Source organism: Peribacillus sp. SIMBA_075 (assembly GCF_046534585.1).
Map to the genome: position 1 here is coordinate 1 of NZ_JAWRYN010000905.1, position 260 is coordinate 260.

Annotated in this window: 1 protein-coding gene; it reads right to left on the reverse strand. The window is 32.3% G+C overall.

Annotated elements, in window-relative coordinates; genetic code table 11:
- Positions 1-176, reverse strand: a 176-nt coding sequence (locus SB775_RS30880) for a DsbA family protein (protein WP_410865073.1), incomplete at its 3' end; no start/stop codon positions are given.
- Between the last annotated feature and the right edge of the window lie 84 nt (positions 177-260).

Here is a 260-nt window from a genome sequence, read left to right on the forward strand (position 1 = left end):
AGTACTTCATTAATACTTGTTCCAGAATAGATTGGAGCATTTTGGTCTAATTCAAAACTTTTAAACTCAACTTCAACATCCTTCTTATGTGGGAATTGCTCTAAAGCCATTTCTAATCTACGTTTCCCAATGTAACAAAATGGGCATACAAAATCTGACCATACTTCAATTTTCATAGAAACACCTCATTAACATGTAGTTTTCAATCATTGTAGCACTGGCACTAAGGAATTCAAAAATTTATGCTTCAAGCCTTATAT